At 71.6% G+C, this 18,882-nt stretch carries 15 protein-coding genes and 1 pseudogene; 5 read left to right on the top strand and 11 right to left on the bottom strand.

Features of this window, described 5'->3' with window-relative positions; all coding sequences use genetic code 11:
* Positions 1–1,186, top strand: a 1,186-nt coding sequence (recD, locus tag B351_RS16395; protein WP_019398380.1) for an exodeoxyribonuclease V subunit alpha, incomplete at its 5' end; no start/stop codon positions are given.
* A gap of 118 nt (positions 1,187–1,304) precedes the next feature.
* Complete coding sequence (locus B351_RS0107225) at positions 1,305–1,541, top strand: hypothetical protein (RefSeq protein WP_019398379.1); 237 nt, start codon at positions 1,305–1,307, stop codon at positions 1,539–1,541.
* A gap of 614 nt (positions 1,542–2,155) precedes the next feature.
* On the opposite strand, the gene B351_RS0107210 is transcribed toward B351_RS0107225, so the two are convergent.
* The 3 genes and pseudogenes from B351_RS0107210 to B351_RS16390 all read right to left on the bottom strand — a co-directional run.
* On the bottom strand, positions 2,156–2,650 hold the full coding sequence (locus tag B351_RS0107210; protein WP_019398376.1) for a nuclear transport factor 2 family protein: 495 nt from the start codon (positions 2,648–2,650) through the stop codon (positions 2,156–2,158).
* A gap of 24 nt (positions 2,651–2,674) precedes the next feature.
* Positions 2,675–3,412, bottom strand: a complete 738-nt coding sequence (locus tag B351_RS0107205; protein WP_019398375.1) for an SDR family oxidoreductase — start codon at positions 3,410–3,412, stop codon at positions 2,675–2,677.
* Positions 3,413–3,435: 23 nt separating this feature from the next.
* Positions 3,436–3,696: pseudogene (locus tag B351_RS16390) on the bottom strand (Atu4866 domain-containing protein); the annotation flags it as partial.
* A 261-nt stretch (positions 3,697–3,957) separates the two neighbouring features.
* On the opposite strand from B351_RS16390, the gene B351_RS16385 reads away from it, so the two are divergent.
* Positions 3,958–4,779 (top strand): LysR family transcriptional regulator, encoded by an 822-nt coding sequence (locus B351_RS16385; RefSeq protein WP_019398373.1) that lies wholly within the window; start codon positions 3,958–3,960, stop codon positions 4,777–4,779.
* A 73-nt stretch (positions 4,780–4,852) separates the two neighbouring features.
* Positions 4,853–6,964: a M13 family metallopeptidase gene (locus tag B351_RS0107190; protein ID WP_026010470.1), complete on the top strand. Its 2,112-nt coding sequence runs from the start codon at positions 4,853–4,855 to the stop codon at positions 6,962–6,964.
* 88 nt (positions 6,965–7,052) lie between these two features.
* Here B351_RS0107190 and B351_RS0107185 read toward each other — a convergent pair whose 3' ends face one another.
* Both B351_RS0107185 and B351_RS0107180 read right to left on the bottom strand, forming a co-directional pair.
* Positions 7,053–8,888, bottom strand: a complete 1,836-nt coding sequence (locus tag B351_RS0107185; RefSeq protein ID WP_019398371.1) for a DEAD/DEAH box helicase — start codon at positions 8,886–8,888, stop codon at positions 7,053–7,055.
* A gap of 332 nt (positions 8,889–9,220) precedes the next feature.
* Complete coding sequence (locus tag B351_RS0107180) at positions 9,221–10,051, bottom strand: hypothetical protein (protein ID WP_019398370.1); 831 nt, start codon at positions 10,049–10,051, stop codon at positions 9,221–9,223.
* 335 nt (positions 10,052–10,386) lie between these two features.
* On the opposite strand from B351_RS0107180, the gene B351_RS0107175 reads away from it, so the two are divergent.
* The gene (locus tag B351_RS0107175) at positions 10,387–10,605 is read left to right on the top strand and encodes a polyprenyl synthetase (RefSeq protein ID WP_156810439.1); all 219 of its coding nucleotides are present in this window, start codon (positions 10,387–10,389) and stop codon (positions 10,603–10,605) included.
* 201 nt (positions 10,606–10,806) lie between these two features.
* On the opposite strand, the gene dcp is transcribed toward B351_RS0107175, so the two are convergent.
* From dcp to B351_RS0107145, 6 genes are all read right to left on the bottom strand, one after another.
* Entirely contained in the window at positions 10,807–12,879 is a 2,073-nt protein-coding gene (dcp, locus tag B351_RS0107170) for a peptidyl-dipeptidase Dcp (protein WP_407059580.1), read from the bottom strand.
* Between the two features lie 374 nt (positions 12,880–13,253).
* Positions 13,254–15,155 carry a molecular chaperone HtpG gene (gene htpG / locus B351_RS0107165; protein ID WP_019398367.1) on the bottom strand — a complete coding sequence of 634 codons (1,902 nt, stop codon included), beginning with the start codon at positions 15,153–15,155 and terminating at the stop codon, positions 13,254–13,256.
* Between the two features lie 114 nt (positions 15,156–15,269).
* A complete protein-coding gene (locus B351_RS0107160; protein ID WP_019398366.1) occupies positions 15,270–16,364 on the bottom strand; it encodes an ABC transporter permease in 1,095 nt (364 codons plus the stop codon).
* Positions 16,361–17,290: an ABC transporter ATP-binding protein gene (locus B351_RS0107155; RefSeq protein ID WP_026010469.1), complete on the bottom strand. Its 930-nt coding sequence runs from the start codon at positions 17,288–17,290 to the stop codon at positions 16,361–16,363. Before B351_RS0107155 ends, B351_RS0107160 begins: the two co-directional genes overlap by 4 nt.
* Positions 17,291–17,312: 22 nt before the next feature.
* Positions 17,313–18,293 carry an HlyD family secretion protein gene (locus tag B351_RS0107150; RefSeq protein ID WP_019398364.1) on the bottom strand — a complete coding sequence of 327 codons (981 nt, stop codon included), beginning with the start codon at positions 18,291–18,293 and terminating at the stop codon, positions 17,313–17,315.
* On the bottom strand, positions 18,290–18,882 hold a 593-nt coding region (locus B351_RS0107145), incomplete at its 5' end, for a TetR/AcrR family transcriptional regulator (protein ID WP_019398363.1). The genes B351_RS0107150 and B351_RS0107145, both read right to left, overlap by 4 nt.

Raw genomic sequence — 18,882 nt, 5'->3', positions numbered from 1 at the left:
GCTGGCCGAGCAGGGCATCGAACCGGAGCTGCTGGCGCCGCTGGCCACCGGCGGCCGCACCCTGCACCGCCTGCTCGGCACCATCCCCGACTCCCCGCGCTTCCGCCACGACGCCGCCAACCCGCTGGACGTGGACATCGTGGTGGTGGACGAGGCCTCGATGATCGACCTGCCGCTGATGGCCAAGCTGGTGGAAGCGGTGCCCGACGGCGCGCGCCTGGTGCTGCTGGGCGACCCCGACCAGCTGCCCTCGGTGGAGGCCGGCGACGTGCTCAGCGGCATCCTCGCCGCCGCCGGCGACGGCATGCGCCTGGCCGCCGCCGACGCGGGCGCGCTGCAGCCGCTGCTGGGCGAGGTCGACCCGGCCGCGATCGCACCCGATGCCGCCGTGCCCTTCCCTGCCCGCCACGTGCACCTGGTGCGCGGCTGGCGCCAGTCGGCCGCGCTGGACCTGGCGCCGCTGGCCGCCGCGGTGCGCAGCGGCGACGGCGAACGCGCGCTGGCGCTGCTGCGCGAGGGCAGGCTCGACGGCGTGCACTACCACGCCGACGCCGCCGACCTGCTGCAGGACCCGGCCCGGCGCGAGCACTTCCTCGCCCACTGGACCGCCCTGGCCCAGGCGCCCACGCCCGCCGAGGCCCTGGCCCTGGCCGGACGCCTGCGCATCCTCACCGCGGTGCGCGAAGGCCCGCAGGGCGCGCGCGGGCTCAACACCCGGATCGAGGCGTTGCTGGCCGAGCGCCTGGCCCAGCAGCAGCCGCGCACGCGCAGCGACGGGTTCTTCCACGGCCGCCTGCTGCTGGTCACCGAGAACCACTACCGCCACGGCCTGTTCAACGGCGACATCGGCATCTGCCTGCGCGACGACCGCGGCCAGCTGATGGCCTGGTTCCCGGGCGCCACGCCCGACGCTCCGCGCGCGTTCCATCCGGCCACCCTGCCCGCCCACGACAGCGCCTTCGCCATGACCGTGCACAAGGCCCAGGGCTCGGAGTTCGACGAGGTGTGGCTGGTGCTGCCGGGCAAGGACAGCCGCGTGCTCTCGCGCGAACTGGTCTACACCGGCCTGACCCGCGCCCGCGATGCGCTGCACCTGTGCGCCGACCCGGCGATCCTGGCCCTGGCGCTGTCGCGCCACGTCAGCCGCGTGTCCGGGCTGGCCTGGCGCCTGGGCGCCGGGGACTGAACGCGGCGCGCCCCAGGCGCGGCGGCGTGCCATCGCCCGGCGCGTCCTGATCCGGCCTGCACGCGCCACGTGCTGGCATGGGCGCGTGCCCGGGCGGCGGGCGTGCGAGGAGACGGCCATGAAGCCATACCGCGGCAACGACGGGGATTCGGGCGTGGACGCCTACGAATGCGGGCCCGGCTGGATCGAGGTGCGGTTCCGCCGCGGCGGCACCTACCGCTACGACGCGCGCCACCCCGGCAGCGAACACGTGCTGGAGATGCAGCGCCTGGCCGAGGCCGGCGACGGGCTCAACACCTATATCAACCAGTTCGTGCGCGACGACTTCGCGGCCCGCCAGTCGCTGGACCCCTGAGCGGCGGCCCCCCCATTGCGCGGCCCCCGGGACTGGAGGAACATCTGTGAACTACGTCACGGATATGCCCCGGCCGGGGCGACGCATAGCGATCAGGGGGAGATCGTCCATGGAACGCCTGTCCAAGCTGCTGTGCCTGCTGGGGATCCATCGCTACACCAAGCCGACGCATGACGGTGGCCTACGCTGCCGTTGCCGCCGGGTCCGCTACCAGCTGCGCTAGGACGCGCTGCCGCCGCTTCCGCGGCGCGGGCAAATTGAGACAAAGCCGATTCCGTGACGCAGCGGCGGACGCGATGCTCGTCCCATGCACGGCGGTCACCCGTCACGGTCCGGTGGGCCGGGCGGGAGCGTGGCCGGGCGTGCGCCAGGGGATCGCAGCCATGTTGCGCCTGATCTCGACGGTACTTTGCCTGCTGGGTTTCCATCGCTACGAGCTGCCGACCCGCGACGGCGGGATGCGCTGCCGTTGCCGGCGCGTGCGCTACCTGCTGCTTTGACGGCGGCACGCGCGTAGCGGGATCCAGCCCCGGGCGGGGAAGGCCATTGCCGGCGTCCGGCGCCGGCAGGGGGCCTTTGCACGCACGCCCATGCGCGCCAGTCACGCCGCGACCTCAGCGCAACAGCTCCGCCAGCGCCCAGGTGTCGAGGAAGGCGATCACGCGCACGATCCGGCCTTCGCGCAGCTGCATGTGCCAGGCATAGCGGTTGCGGTAGGTCCCGCCATTGCGGGTGGTGGCCTGGCCGGACCAGACCACCACCACCATGTCGTCCTGCGCCAGCACCTGTTCCACCGTCGGCACGATCGGCGTGGCCAGGCGCGCGCCGATCGGCGCCACCGCCTGTTCCAGGAACTGCGCGCGCGAGCGGTACACGCCGGAAACCGGGCTGGTGCCGGCCACGGTCCATTCCACGTCCTCGTGCAGCAGGTCGAACACGCTGCCGCGGCCGTCGCGCCAGGCGGCAAAGGCCTCGCGCACCCGCGCGGCATTGGCCGCCGCATCGGAGGCGGGGGGATCGGCCACCGGCGCGGCGGCGGCGGGCACGGCGGACGCCAGGGCAAGCGCGCAGCCGATGGCCAGGCGCCAGGGCAGGGAGCGGATGGGCATGGGGATCCTCCTGTGCATGCATGCTCAGGCCGGGTGCGCCACCGGGCGCACGACGATGTCGCTGGTGTCCACGTCCTCCGGCTGGGCGATGGCGTGGGCAATGGCGTTGGCGATCGCCTCGGGCCGGAGCGCGACCTTGCGGAACTCGGCCATGGCGCGGGCCGCGTCCGCATCGGTGATGGTCGCGGCCAGCTCCGACTCGACCACGCCCGGATAGACGCAGGTGACGCGGATGCGGTCGTTCTCCTGGCGCAGGCCCTCGGAGATCGCGCGCACCGCGAACTTGGTGCCGCAGTACCCCGCCGCGGTCGGCATCGCGTACAGCCCGCCGATCGAGGAAACGTTGATGACGTGGCCGCTGCCTTGCGCCTGCATCGTCGGCAGCACCGCGGCGATGCCGTACAGCACGCCGCGCACGTTGACGTCGAGCATGGCGTCCCACTCCTCGACCTTCAGCGCCGCCATCGGCGACAGCGGCATGATGCCGGCGTTGTTGACCAGTACGTCGATGCGGCCGAAGCGCTGCAGCGCGTGTTCGGCGAAGGCCTGCATGCTGGCGCGGTTGGCCACGTCCAGTTCGGGGGCGCTGGCGCTGCCGCCGGTGGCGGCGATCGCCTCGGCCAGCCGTTGCAGGCGGTCCAGGCGGCGCGCGCCCAGCACCACGCGCGCGCCACGCGCGGCGAGCACGCGCGCGGTGGCCTCGCCGATGCCGCTGCTGGCGCCGGTGACCAGCACCACCTTGCCGTGGATGTTGTCGTTCATGGCGGGAACTCCGGTTGGGGGTGTCAGTCCGCGCGGAAGGCGGAGGCGGCCGGCACCCGGCGCAGGACCATGCCGGCGTGGTACAGCACGCCGTCGATGAACTCGCCATCGGCGGAAAGGCCGGTGTCGTCCAGGTAGTCGATGTGGTTGCCGCGGATCGTGTAGCGGCCCTGGTAGGCGCTGCGGCGCAGGCCGCGGGCCTCGTCGTAGCGGCCGTCGGCGCGCAGTTCGTGGCGGATGTAGCCGTCGTCGCTGACCCACATCCCGACGTAGGGGTGGGGCACGGACGGGGCCGTGGAGGCGGACGCAGGGACGCGGTGGGAAGCGGGAGAGGGAGCAGGGGCCATGGGGATTCTCCGTCGGGGGGGTGGAACCACCCTAGGCCGGCGCCAGTGTCCACGGAATTCCCCCGGAACTGGACGTGGTGGTTAGATTGGCTAACCAATCCCCCAGGAGCCCGCCATGCAGCCGGACCTCAACCTGTTGCACCTGTTCCGGGCGGTGGCCGAGTCGCGCAATTTCCGCGCCGCCGCCGACCGCCTGGGGTGACCCGCTCGGCCGTCAGCCAGGGCGTGCGCCGGCTGGAGGATGCGCTGGGCGTGGCCCTGGTGCAGCGCTCCACCCGCAGCGTGCGCCTGACCGAGGCCGGCGAGCGCCTGCACGCCCAGGTGGCCGGGGCGTTGTCCACCCTGGCCACGGCGCTGGAGGAGGCCGGCGGCGACGCCAGTCCGCGCGGCGTGCTCAGGGTGGCGGTCGCCTCGATCGCCGAGCCGTTCCTGTCCGGCCCGCTGGTGGCCTCGTTCGTGCAGGCCTACCCGCACATCACCCTGGACGTGACCGTGACCGACGAGGAGTTCGACATCGTCGCCGCCGGCTTCGATGCCGGCGTACGCCTGGGCGAGGTGATCGAGCAGGACATGGTCGCCGTGCCACTGGGCGGGCCGCAGCGCGAGCTGGCGGTGGCTGCCCCGTCCTACCTGGCCGCGCACGGCGTGCCGGTGCATCCGCGCGAGCTGGTGCGGCACCGCTGCATCGGCTGGCGCGCGCGCCCGGAGCTGGCGCCGTACCGCTGGGAGTTCGTCGAGGACGGGCGCCCGTTCGACGTGCAGGTCGAGCCGCAGCTGACCACCAACGACCTGTCGCTGATGATCCGCGCCGCGCTGGCTGGCGCCGGCATCACCTTCGCCCCGGAGGCCTGCTTCCGCCCCTGGCTGGAGCGCGGCGAACTGGTGCCGCTGCTGCGGGACTACCTGCCGCCGTTCCCCGGTTTCTACCTGTACTTTCCCGCCCGCCGCCACACCCCGCCGCGGCTGCGCGCGCTGGTGGACCACGTGAAGGCCGCCGCGACGCGGCGCGACCCAACCTAAGGCACCCGCGTACGCCCGCCCCGGCCACTATGCTGGGCGATCGCATCCGTGCGACCCCCGAATGGAGACTGCCTTGAAGAAGACCCTGCTTAGCGCCGCGACCCTGGTCGCCCTCGGCCTGGCCGCCACGGCCGGCGCCCATGACGCCCATGCCTGCCTGGACGACGCATGCACCCTGCAGCTGTTGCAGCCGGCCGGCGACGCCGCCGGCGGTGGCGCGATCGAGACCCCGCGCTTCGGCAGCTGGGGCTTCGACGTGGCCGGCATGGACACCAGCGTGGCCCCGGGCAAGGACTTCTTCGCCTATGCCAGCGGCACCTGGGCCAAGAACACCCGGATCCCCGCCGACCAGTCCAGCTACGGCGCCTTCCGCGCCCTGCGCGACCTGTCCGAGGCGCGCGTGCACCAGCTGGTGGAGAGCTACAAGCTGGGCGACCCGGCCACCGGCGGCGACGCCGCCAAGATCGCCGCGGTCTACCACGGCTTCATGGACGAAGCGACGATCGAGAAGCTCGACGCCGCCCCGCTCAAGCCGCTGCTGGAGCGCGTGCGCAAGGCCGGCTCGCACCTGGAGATCGCGCGCCTGATGGCCGCGCGCGACACCTTCAACGCCACCCTGTTCGGGCTGTCGGTCAGCGACGACCAGCGCGACCCCGAGCACTACACCCTGTACATGAACCAGTCCGGCCTGGGCCTGGGCGACCGCGAGATGTACCTGCGCGACAACTTCGCCCCGCAGCGCGAGCGCTACCTGGCCTACATCGCCCAGCTGCTGGAGCTGGCCGGCTGGAAGGACCCGCAGGCCGCCGCGCAGTCGGTGCTGGCGTTCGAGACCAAGATCGCCGAGGCGCACTGGACCCGCGCCGAAAGCCGCGACCGCGACCGCACCTACAACCCGGTGCCGTTCGAGCGCTTCGACGCCTACGCCCCGGGCTTCCCCTGGGCCGAGTACTTCAAGGCCGCCGGCGTGGACCACGGCAGCGTGGCCGTGGTGCGCCAGGGCACCGCCATCCCGAAGATGGCCAAGGTCTTCGCCGACACCGACGTGGCCACCCTGCAGGCCTGGCAGGCGTTCCACGCCGTCGACGGCGCCGCGCCGCTGCTGTCCAGCCGCTTCGCCAACGCCCACTTCGAGTTTCGCGACAAGTTCCTCAACGGCCAGCTCGAGCAGCGCGAGCGCTGGAAGCGCGCCGTGTCCCTGGTCGAGGCCAGCCTCGGCGAGGCCGTGGGCCGCGACTACGTGGAGCTGTACTTCACCCCGGACGCCAAGGCCAAGATGGACGCCCTGGTGGCCAACGTGAAGGCGGCCATGGCCGCGCGCCTGGACCAGCTGGAGTGGATGAGCCCGGCCACCAAGGCCGAGGCCCACGCCAAGCTCAAGGGCTTCGGCCTGAAGATCGGCCACCCGCCGAAGTGGCGCGACTACAGCGGCCTGCGCATCGCCAATGGCGACGTGGTCGGCAACGCGCTGCGCGCGCGCCAGTTCGAGTGGGACTACCGCCGCGCCCGCCTCGGCAAGACCGTGGACAAGGACGAGTGGGGCATGACCCCGCAGACCGTCAACGCCTACTACAACTCGGTCAAGAACGAGATCGTGTTCCCGGCCGCGATCCTGCAGCCGCCGTTCTTCGACCCGGACGCCGACCCGGCGGTGAACTACGGCGGCATCGGCGGCGTGATCGGCCACGAGATCATCCACGGCTTCGACGACCAGGGCCGCAAGTCCGACGGTGCCGGCGTGCTGCGCGACTGGTGGACCGCCGAGGACGCGGCCAAGTTCGAGGCCCAGGCCGCCAAGCTGGCCGCCCAGTACGAGGCCTACGAGTTCCCGCAGCTGCCGGGCCTGCACATCAACGGCCGCACCTCGATGGGCGAGAACATCGGCGACCTCGGCGGCCTGACCATCGCCCTGGAGGCCTACCGCCGCTCCCTCGGCGGCAAGCCGGCGCCGGTGATCGACGGCTTCACCGGCGAACAGCGCTTCTTCCTCGGCTGGGCCCAGGTCTGGCGCACCCTGTGGCGCGACGACGCCCTGCGCCAGCAGCTGGTCAACGGCACCCACTCCCCGGGCCACATCCGCGCCTTCGCCCCGCTGCGCAACATCGACGCCTGGTACGACGCCTTCGGCGTCAAGCAAGGCGACCCGCTGTACATCAAGCCGGAAGACCGCGTGCGGATCTGGTAAGCCAGGCCAGGCGCTGTAACCCCAAGGACGGGGCCGCTTCGGCGGCCCCGTCCTCGTTCCGGCCCTGGGCGGACCCGCGGCGCGTGGGTCAGGCGGCCAGCTGGCGGCCCACGTTCTCGATCACAACGCGCACCTGCTCCACCATCGGTCCATTGCCATGGTGGGAGAGCTCCAGCTTGCGCAGCGCCCGGGTCATGGCCACGTACAGCAGGCGGACCTGCTGCTGCCGGCGTTCGCCGTCACTCTCTGGCGAAGCAAGCTCGCAGATCCCGGGAATGAACACCGTGTCGAACTCCAGGCCCTTGCTGGAGTGCATGGTCATGACCTTGATCGCCGGGTCGCCGCTGAACAGGTTGCGCCGGCGCTCGCCACTGGCAACCAGCACCGGCAGGCCGCGCTTGCGCAGTTGCCCGGCGACCAGTTCCGCCAGCCGGTTCGAATGGCACAGCACGGCGAAGTCGTCCGGGCTCGCGCCCTGCTCCAGGGCGTCGCCGATGCGCGCGGCGATCAAGTCCGCCTCGTTCCAGATGTTCCGCCCCCGCCAGAGCTCCGGCATCGGGCCGCGCCTGCCGGCGCTCTCGGGCGGGATCACCGGCACATGGTCGTCGTCGGTTTCCTGGGGGGCGAGCACTTCCTCGGCGAAGGCCTTGGCAACCGACAGCACCTCCAGGGTGTTGCGGTAGTTCAGGCGCAGGATCGTGGTCCGCCCGCGCGCCTGGATGCCCACGCTGGCGAAGCTGAACTTGCGCCGCCCGCCGTTGCCGTAAAGCGTCTGTGCGTCGTCGTAGAGCAGCAGCAGTGAGTTGGTCTCCGGGTCGACCATCTGCACCACCAGCTGCAGCCACTCCGGCGCGAAGTCGTGGCCCTCGTCAATCAGCACCGCGCCGTACTGCGCGCGTGGGATGGCCTTGGCCTGCACCGCCGCGATGACGGCTTCCACCAGCAAGGCGGCATAGCGGTCGGCGTTGTCCTGGTACGGAGGCGGGCGCACGCCATAGGTCTGCAGCTGCTCCTTGCACCAGCCGTGGAAATGCCGCACCGCCACGCGGTCGTGCACGGCGTGCGCGACCATCAGCTGCTCCAGGCGGCTGGCCAGGGTCTTGTTGAAGCACAGCACCAGCACCGGCTTGTGCAGCCGCCGCGCCAGCTCGACGCAGCGGTAGCCGAGGATCATGGTCTTGCCGGAGCCGGCCACGCCATGGATCACGCGGTGCCCGTCCCCGAGCGAGCGCGCCAGCTGTTCCTGCTGCAGGTCCATGATCCGGATGATGTCGGGGATCTCCACCGGCACCTCCTGCGGCTCGGCTGCCAGTGGCGGCAGCAGTTCGCCCTGCTGCTGGATGCGCAGCTGCGGGAACAGGTGCCAGCGCACGCGGTCGATCTGCGGCAGGGTCAGCTGGCAGGGGAACGGCATCATGAACATGTCCCACAGCCGCTTCTGGAACTCTTCCGGATCGACGCCCTCGGTCATCTCGTCCCGGCAGATCACGCTGGCCGCGCCGATGAAGGCATCCAGTTCCATCTGTTCGAACTGGTGGCGGGTGATGCCGGTCAGCACCACGCCGAATCCCCACGGCATGACCAGCTTGCCTTCGCGGCGATGGCCGGCCGGATGCAGCAATGCCGGGTCTGATTGCAGCAGGCGCTGGATCTCCATGGCGTAGTCGCGCGCCTGGCGCAGCGGATTGGGCTCGACCACGCGGCCGCGCTCGGTGTTGAGAACCACCCGGTCGCGGTCGACCTCGGCCAGGGACTCCTGCTTCCAGTCCTTGACCTCCAGCACCAGGATGCCGCGGTGCGGGTGGAGCACGACGAAGTCCGGATGCCTGTACCTAGGCCCGATCGGAACGTCGTACCAGCACAGGTAGTCTTCCTCGAGCTTGTCTTCCAGGCGCAGCGAGAAGCGCCGCTCGCCGGGCGTCATGCGCCCCGCGCAGGTCCCCCTGTTCGGAATCAGCGTAGCCAAGGCATCGGCCTCCCCTGGGACAGTTCCATGGCTGCGGATGAATATAGCGCTTGGCGGAAGCCTTCCCGGGGCAGGGACCCGGGACCGCCGCGGGACGGGATTTCTTTACGATTCCGTTTACGATCCGGAGCGGGGTTTTCCGGAAAAAGTCCAGCAATATCAAATGCTTGGCAAAACGCGGGCTGGGGGTTTCTTTACGATTCGCCGCGGGCAGGGTGAAAGTCAACCGCTGCGGGACGCCCGTGGTCCCGCCGGGAGCCCCTGAGCCGACGGTTCGCGCCCATCCCGCCTCAGCCCTGCTTGCCGTCCTCCGGGGCGGGGAACTCGAGGCTGACCGGCACCGCCAGCAGGTACTTGCTGCGGTACTGGCCGTTGAAGTTGTCCTCTTCCTTGACCACCACGCGGCTGGCCTTGTCGATCCAGAAGCGCTGGAAGGCGCCCCCGCCGGGGTTGCCGCTTTCGGTTTCCACCAGCCAGCAGTCGTAGCGGCGGCCGTCGGCACCGGCCAGGGTGCGCTCGCCGAGCACGGTGTAGTCCACGTCCAGCGGCGCGGGCATGCCCACGTCGAACAGGCGGATGCGCAGGGTGCCGCCCTTCTCGTAGGGCAGCAGCGGCAGCAGGGTCAGGTCGCTGTGCCAGTTCATCCACCAGCCGTCCTGCATGGCCTGGAAGCCGGCCTCCAGGCACTGGCGCGCGGCCTCCGGCCATTCGCCCTCGGCGCGGCCCTCGCCCCGGGCGGGGACCACGTGGGAGGACATGCGCTGGCCGGAACGCATCCAGGTGGCGTCCTGGGAGAGGGTGGCGATGTCGGACGCGGCGTGCACGGTGCGCGCGGTGTGCACCGTGCCGTCGGGGTCCTCCCAGGCGTGGGTGATGACCCAGGCGGGCGTGCCGTCCACGGTCTGCCGCGAGACCGAGAAGCTGGCCAGCACCGGGCGCTTGATGCCGCTGCCGGGTCCGGCGTGCATGTACACCAGGTAGCTCAGCTGCGCCGGGCGCAGGTGCTCCAGGTGCAGGTCGGAAGGCGTGACCCGGTACGGTTCGGCGGCGGAGGCGGGGAGGGCGGCGGCAGACAGGGCCAGGGCGAGGAACAGCAGCGGTCGCGTTACGGAGGCGCGCATACGGGAACGATCGGCTTTCCAGGGTGGGCGCATCCTGGCGCCGCCCGCCGCCGGAATGGAGCGCCGGAGGGCGGTATGACCACCGTCACGGGGGCGGGCCCGCGGCTCCTGTCGCTACGGCGTGGCCGCGGCCAGGGTGGCGCGACCGCGGCGTAGACCGGGTAAGGCCGCATCCGGGGATCCGGCCACGCATCTGCCCGATCCGGTCCGGCGTTGGATCCGCGGCGCGTGGCAGCGCGCCACGCCTCGCCAGTGCCTTGCCCGGCTACGGAATTGCCATGGGGAGGGGCGGCATCAGGCAGAATGGCCGCCTCCCCCGCATGATCCGGATGGCCATGGACGTTGAAGCTGTAATGCGCACCGCGCTGGTCGAAGCCGGCTACGGCCCCGATGCGGTGGGCTCGGCGCTGCCGCGGATCATGCGCATCCTGCAGGCCGAGGACGTGCGCCTGGAGGTCGGCCGCCCGCTGTCGCGCAAGGAGCGCGAGTACGTGCGCCTGCAGCTGGAGATCGGGCTGAGCGTTCCGGAGATCGTTGCCGCCCTCAAGCGCTGAGGGCGCGGGCGTTCCCGCGGTGATGCCACGACATGCGTGGCCCGGACAAGGCCGAAGGCCGCATCCGGGTTGGGTGCCGGGAACGCGCCATCGGCAATGCGCCGGCTTCCTGGCCCCCTCCCGAGCGCCCGTTGGGAGGAACCGGAGCAGCAAAGAAGAAGGCCCGCTTGCGCGGGCCTTCCTGTCGCTGCAGCGCGCGGCTTACTTGAGGCCGCGGAACTCCAGCAGCGGCTCGACGCTGGGATCCTTGCCGCGGAACTCGCGGTAGGCGCTGGCCAGGTCGCGCGAGTGGCCGATGGAGAGGATCTTCTCGCGGAAGACCTTGCCGTTCTCGCGGGTCAGGCCGCCGTTCTCCTCGAACCACTTGAAGGCATCGTGGTCCAGCACCTCGGCGCCGAAGTAGGCGTAGTAGCCGGCCGCATAGCCGCCGCCCCAGACATGGGCGAAGTAGTTGCTGCGGTAGCGCGGCGGCACCGCGGCCAGGTCCACCTTGTACCTGGCCAGGGCCTGCTTCTCGAACGCGTCCACGTCCTCCACCCTGGCGTCGGCCGGCAGCAGGTGCCAGGCCAGGTCCAGCAGCGAGGCGGCCAGGTACTCGGTGGTGGCGTAGCCCTGGTTGAAGGTGCGCGCGCGCACGATCTTCTCCACCAGCTCCTTCGGCATCGGCTCGCCGGTCTGGTAGTGGCGGGCGTAGTTGGCGAACACCTGCGGGTAGAGCGCCCAGTGCTCGTTGAACTGCGAGGGGAACTCGACGAAGTCGCGCGGCACGTTGGTGCCGGACAGGCTCGGGTAGGTGGTCCTGGAGAACAGGCCGTGCAGGGCGTGGCCGAACTCGTGGAACAGGGTGGTGACGTCGTCGAAGCTCAGCAGCGCCGGCTGGCCGGGCGCGGGCTTGGTGAAGTTCTCGACGTTGTAGATCACCGGGATCGTGCCGGCCAGGCCGTCCTGCTCGACGAAGTTGCCCATCCAGGCGCCACCGCGCTTGCTCGGGCGCTTGAACGGATCGAGGTAGAAGACCGCCAGCTGGGTGCCGTCGGCGTCGAACACGTCGAACACGCGCACGTCCGGGTGGTAGACCGGCAGGTCGGTGCGCTCCTTCAGGGTGATGCCGTACAGCTCTTGGGCGGCGTAGAACACGCCGTCCCTGAGCACGCGGTCCAGCTCGAAGTAGGGGCGCACCTGGGCCTCGTCCAGGTCGTACTCGGCCTGGCGCACCTGCTCGGCGTAGAAGTCCCAGTCCGCGGCGCCGGCGCTGAAGCCGCCACCCTGGCGCTCGACCACCGCCTGGATCCTGGCCAGCTCGGCGCGCGCGCGCGCAGTGGCGGCCGGCACGGTGTCGTTGAGCAGCTTCAGCGCCGCTTCCGGGGTGCCGGCCATCTGGTCGGCGATGGCGTAGGCGGCGTAGTTGTCGAAGCCCAGCAGCTGCGCCTTGCGTGCGCGCAGCTTGGCCAGGCGCAGGATGGTGGCGCGGGTGTCGTTGTCGTCGCCCCGGGCGGCGCGGTTCATCGACGCGGCCAGGATCTCCTCGCGCAGGGCGCGGTCCTTCAGCTTGCCCAGCACCGGCTGCTGGGTGGTGTTCTGCAGCTCCAGCAGCCAGCCCTCCTTGCCGGCGGCCTTGGCCGCCTCGGCGGCGGCGGCGAGGGTGCCCTCGTCCAGGCCTTCCAGGCGCGCCTTGTCGGTCACCAGCACGGCGCCGGCATTGGTGGCGGCCAGCAGCTTGGCGCCAAACGCGGTGGTCAGCGAGGACTCCTCGGCGTTGAGCTTGCGCAGCTCGGCCTTGTCCGCGTCCGAGAGCAGGGCGCCGGCGCGCACGAAGGCGTCGTAACGGTGCTCGACCAGGGTCTTCTGCTCGGCGTCCAGGCCCAGCGAGTCGCGCTGGTCGTAGACGGCCTTGACCCGGGCGAACAGCGCCGGGTCGAGGTGGATGGCATCGCTGTGCTCGGCCAGCTTCGGCGCCAGGACTTCCTCGGCCGCCTGCAGGGTCGGGTTGGTGTGCGCCGAGGTCATGGCCTCGAACACCAGCATCGCGCGCGAGAGCAGGGCGCCGGCGCGCTCCATCGCCTCGATGGTGTTGGCGAAGCTCGGCGGCTCCGGGTTGTCGGCGATGGCGCGGATCTCGGCCAGGTGCTGGCGCATGCCCTCCTCGATCGCCGGCTGGTAGTCGGTGTCGCGGATGCGGTCGAACGGCGGCGCCTGGAAGGGCAGCGGACTGGGCGCCAGCAGGGCGTTGTCGCCCTGGGCGGCGCCGGCGGGGGTGGCACTGGAATCGGGCATGGCGTTTTCGTTGGCGGTACGTTCGCCGCAGGCGGACAGGGCCAGGGCGATCGCCGAGGAAAGTAGCAGCTTGCGCAGCATGTAGGGCTCCGGAGGGGCCGGTCAGGATCGCCGGCCATTGGTCCCAGCATGCGCCCGGGGCCCGGGGCAGGGCAGTGCCGGAGGTCCCGGGGGCGGGGCAGTCCCGGCAAAGCAGGGCCGCCCGGCGCAGCTGCCGGTGTGGCTGGGCGGCGCCAATGCGCGCTACCCGGGGAAGGCCCTGGGCAGCGCGGATGGAGGCGGCGACCGATCCGCAGGCGCTGGCGCGGCGCCAGCGGCAGAGGCGGCCGCCGCACGGCGCCTGCGGGGGGCAGGCGGCGGCGGGCGCAAGGCGCTCAGCCCGCCAGCAGGCGGTTGATCCGCTGCACGAAGGCGGCCGGATCGGCCAGCGGCGCGCCGGCGGTCAGCTGCGCCTGCTCCAGCAGCAGGGTCGCCAGGTCGGCGGCCTGGGTGTCGTCCCCGGTGGCCGCGATCCGTTGCAGCAGGGCGTGGCGCGGATTGACCTCCAGGGTCGGCAGGCTTTCCGGCACGGCCTGGCCGGCCTCGCGCAGCAGTCGTGCCAGGTGCGGTGCCATCTCGTACTCGGCCAGGGCCAGGCAGGCCGGCGAATCGGTCAGGCGCGCGGACACGCGTACCTCCTGCACCTTGCCCTCCAGCAGCTTCTTCAGCCGCTCCAGCAGCGGCGCGGCGGCCTGGGCAGCCTCCTCCTGCTGCTTCTTCTCGGCCTCGTCCAGCGGCAGCTCGCCCTTGGCCACGTGGCGCAGCGGCTTGCCGGCGTACTCGTGCAGGTGGCCGACCATCCACTCGTCGATCCGGTCGGACATCAGCAGCACTTCGATGCCCTTGCCGCGGAACGCCTCCAGCTGCGGGCTGCCGGCGGCGGCGGCGTGGCTCTCGGCGGTGACGTACCAGATCGCGTCCTGGCCCGGCTGCATGCGCTCGATGTAGTCGTCCAGCGACACCGTCTGCGCCGCGCCCTCGCCACGGGTGGAGGCGAAGCGCAGCAGCCTGGCGATCCGCTCGCGGTTGGACGGATCCTCGACGATGCCCTCCTTGAGCGTGTTGCCGAAGGCCTTGAGGAAGGCGGCGAACTTCTCCGGCTCCTCGCGCGAGAGCCTGTCGATGAGGTCCAGCACGCGCTTCACGCACGCCCCGCGGATCCGCTCCAGCTGGCGGTTCTGCTGCAGGATCTCGCGGCTGACGTTGAGCGGCAGGTCGTCGGCATCGACCACGCCGCGCACGAAGCGCAGGTAGTTGGGCAGCAGCTCCTCGGCCGCGTCCATCACGAACACGCGCCTGATGTACAGCTTCAGGCCCTTGCGCTCGTCGCGCCCGCCCATCAGCAGGTCGAACGGCGGCTGCGAGGGCAGGTAGAGCAGGGTGGTGAAGCTCTGGCTGCCTTCCACGCGGTTGTGGGTCCAGGCCGCCGGATCGTTGAAGTCATGGCCCAGCGACTTGTAGAAGCCGCGGTAGTCCTCGTCGCTGATCTCGTTCTTCGGCCGGGTCCACAGCGCCGAGGCGTCGTTGACCGTCTCCCACTCCGGCGCGTCCTTCTTTTCGTCCTTGCCGGTCTCCTTCGGCATCCGGATCGGGAAGGCGATGTGGTCGGAGTACTTGCGCACCAGCGCGCGCAGCTTCCAGCCATCGAGGAACTCGTCCTCGCCCTCCTTCAGGTGCAGCACGATGGTGGTGCCGGTGTGCTCCAGCATGGCCGGCTCCAGGGTGTACTCGCCGCGGCCGTCGCTTTCCCACTTCACGCCGGCCTCGGCCGGGGTGCCGGCGCGGCGGGTGAGCACGGTGACCCGGTCGGCGACCACGAAGGCCGAGTAGAAGCCCACGCCGAACTGGCCGATCAGGCGCGCGTCGGCCTTCTGGTTCTCGCCCAGCGCCTCGAGGAAGCGGCGGGTGCCGGAGCTGGCGATCGAGCCGATGTTGGCGATCACCTCGCCGCGGTCCATGCCGATGCCGGTGTCGCGGATGGTCACGGTGCGGGCATCGCGGTCGTGGCTGATCTCGATCCGCAGCTCGCCCTCGCCGGCCAGCAGCTCCGGCTTGCCGATGGCCTCGAAGCGCAGCTTGTCGCAGGCGTCGGAGGCGTTGGACACCAGCTCGCGCAAGAAGATCTCCTTGTGCGAGTACAGCGAGTGGGTCACCAGGTGCAGCACCTGGGACACCTCGGCCTCGAACCGGCGGGTCTCGGAAGCGGGGGCGGACGTTTCGGTGGTCTCGGTGGTCATCGGAAGGTCCCCTGGGACACGGATTGCAGGGGTCCGATGTGTTGGCGCGGCGGCCGTTTTCAAGGTGGCCGGCGCAGGGGCGGGCGGGCGCTGCAAGCGCCGTCCCGGCGGTGGCTAGTCCAGCCGCTTGCGGAACCGCAGGATCGCGGCGGTCATCATCACCGTGGTGAAGGCCGCCAGCGCCGCCACCGAGGGCCACAGCTCCCACAGGCTGGCGCCACGCAGCATCACCCCGCGCACCAGGCGCAGGAAGTGGGTCATCGGCAGCACCTCGGCCACCCACTGCGCCAGCTTGGGCATGCCCGCGAACGGGAACATGAAGCCGGACATCAGGATCGAGGGCAGGAACACGAAGATCGTCATCTGCATGGCCTGGAACTGCGACTGCGCCCGGGTCGAGATCAGCAGGCCCAGCGCCAGGTTGGCCACGATCAGCAGCAGCGCGGCGATGTACACGTCCAGCAGGCTGCCCAGGAGCGGCACGTCGAACATCCAGATGCCCAGGGCCAGGATCAGCGTGGTCTGGACCAGGCCGATCACCGCGTAGGGCAGGACCTTGGCCACCATCAGCTCGCTGCGGTCCAGCGGGGTGGCGATCAGTAGTTCCATGTTGCCGTGCTCGCGCTCGCGCACGATGGCCATGGCGGTGAACATCACCATGGTCATGGTCAGGATGATGCCGATCAGGCCCGGCACGATGCTCACCGCGCTGCGCCGCTGCGGGTTGTAGAAGCTCACCACCTCGATCTGCGGCGTGGCCCGCGCCGGGCGCCCGCCGGAGGCGCGTTCCAGCGGCGTCTGCGCGATCTGGTTGGCCGCCGCCTGCACCACCGTGTCGGTGCCGTCGACCATCACCTGCAGCGCCGGGCGGCCGTCGGCCAGGCGCCGGTCGAAATCCGGGGGCACTGCGATGCCCACGCTGACCTCGCCCCGGCGCAGCATGTCCACCAGTTCCTGCGGGGTATCGGCCACGGCCGTGGTGCGGATGACGCCGGTGGCGTTGATGTCCATCACCGCCGCGCGCGAGGTCGCGGTCATGGCCTGGTCGGCCACCGCCGCCGACAGGTTGCGCGGGTTGAAGTTGATCGCGTAGCCGAACAGCAGCAGGTCGATCACCGGGATCACCACGATCAGCGCCATGCTGATGCGGTCGCGGCGGATCTGGCGCAGCTCCTTGAGCACCACGGCCCATACCCGGCGCAGGTTCATGCCGCGTCCTCCATGCCGGCGCGGCCGCGGGTGGCGGCGACGAACACGTCCTCCAGGTTCGGATCGGAGACGCCCACCTCGCCGGCCACGCCCGCGCGTCGCAGCGCATCGCGCACCGCATCCTCGACCTGGCCCGCATCGGCGGTGGCCAGCACCCGCAGGCTGTTGCCGATCTGCGCCACGCTGATCACCTGCGGCAGGCCGACCAGCACCTCGTGCGCGCGCCGCGGCTGCGGCGCCAGCACTTCCACCGTGCGTCCGGACAGCTGGCCGGCCAGTTCGCCGGGGCTGCCGTCGGCCACCAGCCGGCCGCGGTCGAGGATGGCGATGCGATGGCAGCGCTCGGCCTCGTCCATGTAATGGGTGGACACCAGCAGGGTGGTGCCCGCATCGGCCAGCGCGAACAGCGCTTCCCAGAAATCACGCCGCGATTCGGGATCCACCGCGCTGGTGGGTTCGTCCAGGAACAGCAGCTCCGGCCCGTGGATCACCGCCCCGGCCAGGGCCAGGCGCTGCTTCTGGCCACCGCTGAGGGTGCCGGCCAGCTGCTTCTGGCGGTCGCCGAAGCGGTAGCGCTCGACCAGTTCGTCCACCCGCTGGCGGCTGTGCTGGCGCGGCAGGCCGTACACCGCGGCCAGGAACTCCAGGTTCTCGCGCACCGACAGGTCCTCGAACAGCGAGAACCTCTGGGTCATGTAGCCGATGCGCAGGCGCAGCGCGTCGGCTTCTTCCGGGATGCGCAGGCCCAGCACCTCGATCTGGCCCTCGCTGGGCGTCAGCAGCCCGCACAGCATGCGGATGGTGGTGGACTTGCCCGAGCCGTTGGGCCCCAGGAAGCCGTACACATGCGCGCGCGGCACGGTCAGGTCCACGCCGTCGACCGCGCGCAGCGGGCCGAAGCACTTGCTCAGGCCGCGTGCGCGGATCGCGATCCCCTCCTCGGGCGCTTCAGCGTGCATCGCCGAATTCCACCCGCAGCGGCAGACCTGCCGGCAGCTCGCCTACGCCTTCGCCTTCCAGTTCCACCTCGGCCAGGTAGCTCAGGCGCGCGGCGTCCTTGCCGGTCAGCGCGTAGTACGGAGTGAACGCCGGTTCGCTGCGGACCATGCGCACCCGGCCCGGGTAGCTGCGTTGGCCATCGGCGCCCACGTGCACGCGCACCGCTTGGCCCGCCTGCACCCGCGGCCGCAGCGGTTCGGGCACGTAGATGCGCGCGTAGGGACGCTCGCCGACCAGCAGCACCGCCAGCGGCGCGCCGACCGGGGCCTCGTCCCCGGCGCGGTAGGGCAGGCTGTCCACCCGTCCGGCGCGCGGGGCAACCACGTCCAGGCGGCCGGTGGTCTCGGCCTGGCCGCGCAGCTGGGCCTCGGCGGCGGCCAGCGCGGCCTCGGCCTGGGCGACCTGCTCCGGGCGCACGCCGTTCTCCAGCTCCTGCAGCGCCGCGCGTGCGGCGGCGACCTGCGCCTCGGCATTGCCGGCGGCCGCGCGGGCGCGGTCGACCTCGGCGGCCGAAACCAGCTGGCGCGCGCCCAGCGGCTGCACGCGTTCGAAGTAGGCGCGCGCGTCGCGCGCCTGGGCCTGGGCGGCGGAAAGGTTGGCGCGGGCCTGGGCGATGTCCTCGCGGCGCGCGCCATTGCGCAGTTCCTCCAGCAGCTGGCGCTGGCGCGCGACCTCGGCCTCGGCCGCGGCCAGCTGTGCGTCGCCGCGGGTGTGTTCCAGCACCAGCAGGCGCTGGCCGGCCCCGACCCGCTCGCCCTCGCGCACCTCGATGCTGGCGATGCGCTCGGCGGCCGGGGCGGGCAGGGTGATGCGGTCGTACTCCAGCGTGCCCAGCGCCTGGTCGGTGGCGGGCCTGCAGGCGCCCAGCACGAGGACGGAAACGGCCAGCACCGCGGTGCGCGCCAGGGCCGGCCACGGGAAGCGGATCATGCGGGCAGCTCCAGGCCGCGCTCGAGCAGGGCCAGCGCGTGGTTGCGGATGGCGTCGATGCCCAGGTCCTCGGCGGCGAACAACTGCCGCCAGATCGGCGCGCCGGAGGCGGGGAACAGGGTCAGGCCGACCAGCGAGACCATCAGCAGGCGCGGGTCCAGCGCGGGATTGAGCCGGCCGGCGGCCTGCTCGGCGGCAAAGCGCGCGGCCATCACCGCTGCCAGCTGCGGCGCCAGGCGTGACACCAGCAGGTCGCGCAGCTCGCCGCCCTCGCTGACCACCTCGCGGATCCACAGCGGCGGCAGCCATTCGTGGCGCCGCACCTGCGCGCAGATCACGTCGACGAAGGCGACCACCACCTCGCGCAACGGGGCCTCGGGCATGCCCAGCAGGGTGTCGCGCACCTGCTGGAACACCGGCATCAGGCGCTCGCCGATCACCGCCTCGCGCAGGCCGGCGGCGTCGCTGAAGTAGTAGTGCACCAGCGCCGGCGTGACCGCGGCCTCGGCGGCGATGTCGCGCAGCCGGGTGGCGGCGATGCCGTGGCGCACGTAGCAGGCCAGGGCGGCATCGAGCAGGCGCTGGCGCT

The sequence above is a fragment of the Pseudoxanthomonas sp. GW2 genome (genome assembly GCF_000283075.1).
Classification (GTDB): domain Bacteria; phylum Pseudomonadota; class Gammaproteobacteria; order Xanthomonadales; family Xanthomonadaceae; genus Pseudoxanthomonas.
This window is presented reverse-complemented; position numbering and strand designations above follow the sequence as displayed.